This window comes from Rhodococcus sp. KB6, from assembly GCF_001445685.1.
GTDB lineage: Bacteria > Actinomycetota > Actinomycetes > Mycobacteriales > Mycobacteriaceae > Rhodococcus_F > Rhodococcus_F qingshengii.
Genome location: NZ_LNAK01000153.1, coordinates 1 through 243, shown reverse-complemented (window position 1 = coordinate 243; position 243 = coordinate 1). Strand labels below are relative to the sequence as shown.

Genomic DNA, 243 nt, shown 5'->3' with positions numbered 1-243 from the left:
GCTGATCGGTTGGCGTCGGAATCCGGTCAGGCCGCTGAGTTGTCGTTGCGGTGGGTTGTTTTCGGCGGCGAGGCGCTCGAGCTTCGACGCTTGTCGGACTGGTACGGCCGCCGCGGTGACAGTGCGCCGACGTTGGTGAACATGTACGGCATCACGGAGACGACGGTGCATGTCAGCCATCGTGTGTTGGATGCTGCGTTGGCGGCGGATGCGTCGGCGAGTGTTGTGGGTCAGGCTATTTCG

The 243-nt window shown here is 63.4% G+C and carries 1 protein-coding gene; it reads left to right on the top strand.

What is annotated here, in order from left to right; translation table 11 throughout:
• A partial coding sequence (locus tag ASU23_RS27495) for an AMP-binding protein (protein WP_156423204.1) occupies positions 1–243 on the top strand: 243 nt, incomplete at both ends.